The 1,513-nt window shown below is 44.5% G+C and carries 2 protein-coding genes; both read right to left on the reverse strand.

Features of this window, described 5'->3' with window-relative positions:
• Nucleotides 1-148: 148 nt before the first annotated feature.
• The gene (locus ACOTX7_RS24230) at nucleotides 149-790 is read right to left on the reverse strand and encodes a type A-2 chloramphenicol O-acetyltransferase CatII (RefSeq protein ID WP_001011939.1); all 642 of its coding nucleotides are present in this window, start codon (nucleotides 788-790) and stop codon (nucleotides 149-151) included.
• Nucleotides 791-939: 149 nt separating this feature from the next.
• Nucleotides 940-1,440: a hypothetical protein gene (locus tag ACOTX7_RS24235; RefSeq protein WP_001239317.1), complete on the reverse strand. Its 501-nt coding sequence runs from the start codon at nucleotides 1,438-1,440 to the stop codon at nucleotides 940-942.
• Between the last annotated feature and the right edge of the window lie 73 nt (nucleotides 1,441-1,513).

A 1,513-nucleotide genomic window follows, 5' to 3' on the forward strand; every position in this document is an offset into this window, starting at 1 on the left:
TGTAAGGCCTTTGAATAAGACAAAAGGCTGCCTCATCGCTAACTTTGCAACAGTGCCTTCTGAAACGAAATTACAGATTACGGTTAAAATATAAAAAAAAGCCACCAATCCTGCCGGATACGGTGGCTTAAATACAGAATTAATTAATTTATTTCAGTATGTTATCACACATCAGCTGAAGTGTATTGATAAACCTTGCTGCATGAAAACCATCACAGACTGCATGATGAACCTGTACAGAAACAGGTAATAGTACGCGGTCACCTTCCTGCTGAAACTTTGCCATTGTAAAAACCGGGGAAAAATAATCATCATTTCCGGTGATATTCAGATTAAATCCGTCAAAACTCACCCAGGGTAACGATGATATATTCAGGTGATTCTCCGGTAAATTTCCCTGCGGAAACAACCTGGTATCATGCTGATATTCTGCTGTTACCGCGTTATAACCCGCCATAAACTCACTGAGATCCGGAAAATAACGGCAGGACAGTGCGGAGAATGTTTCGGTTTCTTTATGAAAGACAGTAAAGACCGGGTCTGACTGTTCCCAGTAAATCAGTTCATTATCTTTCATTGCCATCCGGAACTCCGGAAACTGATTAACAGCCCGGGAGATCAGGTAAATCATCAGCGGATAAAACTTATAACCGGTTTTCGCCAGTGCAGTACGCAAAGCGGTAATATCGAGTTTGGTGGTCAGGCTGAATCCGCATTTAATCTGCTGACGATAAAGGGCAAAATGTTCCCTGCGATTCCAGGTATTCAGGTCAATCCGGGTAAAATTCATGGTTATTCCTTCTGATTAATAGTGAAAAATATTAATAATCAGAAGGCAGTCTGGTTGTCTCAATGGGTAACATTCCGTCCTCCGTAAGCTGTCTGGTATTCAGTAATAATACCCGATACGGGCTTAATCTGTATTAAGCCCGGTTTTATTTATTCCGGCCACTCATCCGCAAATACATAGCGGATCAGTTCTGCGGATTCACGGGGCGGTGCTCTCAGCACATCCGCCATTAAATCAATTTCCATCTGACAGGTTTGCAGCTTGTCTTCCGCCAGCACATACGGATCATCCGTCAGGAAACTATCGCCGTATTTATCCACCGACCCCTGTATTTGTGCCGAAAATAATGACTGAATTTCATCAGCGGAATAATGCGCAACCGGAGCCCCTTCACCGGCTGAATTCACCAGATCCAGCAACGCTCTGTTACCGATAATAAAGTCACGGTACCCGGCGGAAGCCTTTTTCATATCCGGCGGGCCAGACACTTCCGGATGCAGCACACGAAAGCAGAAGTCACCGGAGGTATCCTGCGCCAGTGCTTTCTGCAAAAATTCCAGCCGCATTTTCCCGTAATTAATCACCGCGTCATCCCCCGCGAGATAAAGCAGTTTTTTAATATTTTCGGTGGCCCACTGTTGCAGGCGCATATAGTACTCTAAACAGGGCACTGTTGCAAATAGTCGGTGGTGATAAACTTATCATCCCCTTTTGCTGATGGAG

Source organism: Enterobacter cloacae complex sp. IR5418 (assembly GCF_049238105.1).
In the GTDB taxonomy this organism is placed as follows: domain Bacteria; phylum Pseudomonadota; class Gammaproteobacteria; order Enterobacterales; family Enterobacteriaceae; genus Enterobacter; species Enterobacter hormaechei.